The sequence below is a fragment of the Actibacterium atlanticum genome (assembly GCF_000671395.1).
Classification (GTDB): Bacteria; Pseudomonadota; Alphaproteobacteria; order Rhodobacterales; family Rhodobacteraceae; genus Actibacterium_D; species Actibacterium_D atlanticum.
Window position 1 is genome coordinate 2,501 of record NZ_AQQY01000019.1, and the last position, 3,340, is coordinate 5,840.

Annotated in this window: 1 tRNA gene and 2 rRNA genes; all 3 read left to right on the forward strand. The window is 53.5% G+C overall.

The features are described 5' to 3' along the window. Window positions 1–157 precede the first annotated feature (157 nt). Window positions 158–2,984 (forward strand): 23S ribosomal RNA (locus ATO10_RS15745). Between the two features lie 84 nt (window positions 2,985–3,068). Continuing rightward, window positions 3,069–3,183: ribosomal RNA gene (gene rrf / locus ATO10_RS15750) — 5S ribosomal RNA — on the forward strand. Window positions 3,184–3,262: 79 nt separating this feature from the next. Then, window positions 3,263–3,339 (forward strand) — tRNA-Met (locus tag ATO10_RS15755). Window position 3,340: the final 1 nt, after the last annotated feature.

Genomic DNA, 3,340 nt, shown 5'->3' on the forward strand with positions numbered 1-3,340 from the left:
TCAAGTACACTAACCAGATGCGATCTACGGATTGCATCACATGTTCCCCTTCACGAACCAGGAAGGGGAGCGGGAAAATGTATGACTTTTGATCCAGAGGCCGTTTGATCGGCACAAGACGTGGCTTCTTGCCAGAAGCCTTGCTCTTTCTGGATCAAATCAAGCGCGAGAAGGGCGTTTGGTGGATGCCTTGGCAGTAAGAGGCGATGAAGGACGTGATACTCTGCGATAAGCTGTGGTGAACCGAGAATAGGTTTTGACCCACAGATCTCCGAATGGGGCAACCCACTTGATACTCTGTTATTATTGACCTTCGGGTCAGCTAATAACTGGGTAAACCAAGTACTTATTACCTGAATACATAGGGTTTTAAGAGCAAACCCGGGGAACTGAAACATCTAAGTACCCGGAGGAAAGGAAATCAACAGATACTCCCCTAGTAGCGGCGAGCGAACGGGGACCAGCCGAGCCGTGATTGTGACCAGAATGCGTTGGGAAACGCAGCCATAGTGGGTGATAGCCCCGTATGGGAAGCAAGATCGGACGTATTAAGTAGGGCGGAACACGTGAAATTCTGTCTGAACATGGGGGGACCACCCTCTAAGGCTAAGTACTCCTTACTGACCGATAGCGAACCAGTACCGTGAGGGAAAGGTGAAAAGCACCCCGACGAGGGGAGTGAAACAGTTTCTGAAACCGGACGCCTACAATCAGTCGGAGGCACATCAGTGCTGACGGCGTACCTTTTGTATAATGGGTCATCGACTTGGTCTCACGTGCAAGCTTAAGCCGTTAGGTGTAGGCGCAGCGAAAGCGAGTCTTAATAGGGCGTCGAGTTCGTGGGATCAGACCCGAAACCGAGTGATCTAGGCATGACCAGGTTGAAGGTGCAGTAACATGCACTGGAGGACCGAACCCACATCTGTTGAAAAAGATCGGGATGAGTTGTGCCTAGGGGTGAAAGGCCAATCAAACTCGGAGATAGCTGGTTCTCCGCGAAATCTATTTAGGTAGAGCGTCATCCGAATACCCCGGGGGGTAGAGCACTGGATGGGTAATGGGGCCCCACAGGCTTACTGATCCTAACCAAACTCCGAATACCCGGGAGTACTAGATGGCAGACACACCACGGATGCTAACGTCCGTGGTGGAGAGGGAAACAACCCTGACCTACGACTAAGGCCCCCAATTCATGGCTAAGTGGGAAAGCAAGTGGGATGTCCAAAACAACCAGGAGGTTGGCTTAGAAGCAGCCATCCTTTAAAGATAGCGTAACAGCTCACTGGTCTAAATAAGACGTCCTGCGGCGAAGATGTAACGGGGCTCAAGCCATGAGCCGAAGTCTAGGATGCCGTAAGGCATGGTAGCGGAGCGTAGTGTGATAAAACCCACTCCTCTTTAGCTGTCGCAAGACAGCCTTGGAGGAACGGGTTTGGCGATGAAGCCGGTCTGTGAGGAACGGTGGAGCGATCACTAGCGAGAATGATGACATGAGTAGCGACAAACAGGGTGAGAGACCCTGTCGCCGAAAGTCCAAGGGTTCCTGCTTAAAGCTAATCTGAGCAGGGTAAGCCGACCCCTAAGGCGAGGCCGAAAGGCGTAGTCGATGGGAACCAGGTTAATATTCCTGGGCCAGGAGGATGTGACGGATCGAGACTGTTGTTCACCCTTATCGGATTGGGTGGGCCGCTAATCGGTTCCTGGAAATAGCCCTCCATGAGATCGTACCCTAAACCGACACAGGTGGACTGGTAGAGAATACCAAGGCGCTTGAGAGAACTATGTTGAAGGAACTCGGCAAAATACCTCCGTAAGTTCGCGAGAAGGAGGCCCGGTTCCAAGGCAACTTGGAGCTGGGGGCACAAACCAGGGGGTGGCGACTGTTTACTAAAAACACAGGGCTCTGCGAAGTCGTAAGACGACGTATAGGGTCTGACGCCTGCCCGGTGCCGGAAGGTTAAAAGGAGGAGTGCAAGCTCCGAATTGAAGCCCCGGTAAACGGCGGCCGTAACTATAACGGTCCTAAGGTAGCGAAATTCCTTGTCGGGTAAGTTCCGACCTGCACGAATGGCGTAACGACTTCCCCGCTGTCTCCAACATAGACTCAGCGAAATTGAATTGCCTGTCAAGATGCAGGCTTCCCGCGGTTAGACGGAAAGACCCCGTGCACCTTTACTACAGCTTCACACTGGCATTAGGCCGAACATGTGCAGAATAGGTGGTGGGCTTTGAAACCAAGACGCCAGTTTTGGTGGAGCCACCTTTGAGATACCACCCTTGTTCTGCTTGATGTCTAACCGCGGTCCGTTATCCGGATCCGGGACCCTGTGTGGCGGGTAGTTTGACTGGGGCGGTCGCCTCCTAAAGCGTAACGGAGGCGCGCGAAGGTTGGCTCAGAGCGGTCGGAAATCGCTCGTTGAGTGCAATGGCAGAAGCCAGCCTGACTGCGAGACTGACAAGTCGAGCAGAGTCGAAAGACGGCCATAGTGATCCGGTGGTCCCGAGTGGAAGGGCCATCGCTCAACGGATAAAAGGTACGCCGGGGATAACAGGCTGATACTGCCCAAGAGTCCATATCGACGGCAGTGTTTGGCACCTCGATGTCGGCTCATCTCATCCTGGGGCTGGAGCAGGTCCCAAGGGTACGGCTGTTCGCCGTTTAAAGAGGTACGTGAGCTGGGTTTAGAACGTCGTGAGACAGTTCGGTCCCTATCTGCCGTGGGTGTAGGATACTTGAGAGGAGTTGCCCCTAGTACGAGAGGACCGGGGTGAACGATCCACTGGTGGACCAGTTGTTATGCCAATAGCAGTGCTGGGTAGCTATGATCGGACAGGATAACCGCTGAAGGCATCTAAGCGGGAAGCCCCCCTCAAAACAAGGTATCCCTGAGGGCCGAGGTAGACCACCTCGTCGATAGGCCGGAGATGTAAGTGCAGCAATGCATTCAGTTGACCGGTACTAATTGCCCGATAGGCTTGATTTGATCCAGTAACAGCAAGGCTCTTACTGATTGATCAAAAGCATACACAATCACACGTACGCGACTTGGACGAAGCTCTTTTCTTGGTTTGGTGGTCACAGCGCCAGAGAAACACCCGATCCCATCCCGAACTCGGCCGTTAAGCTCGGTTGCGCCGATGGTACTGCGTCTTAAGGCGTGGGAGAGTAGGTCACCGCCAAACCTAGTAAAGAGCTTCCTGATATCTCTCAACCGATGCAAACGCACATACCCCCCGATACTAAAAACGCCTCGGGGCATGGCGCGGGGTGGAGCAGCCCGGTAGCTCGTCAGGCTCATAACCTGAAGGTCGCAGGTTCAAATCCTGCCCCCGCAACCAA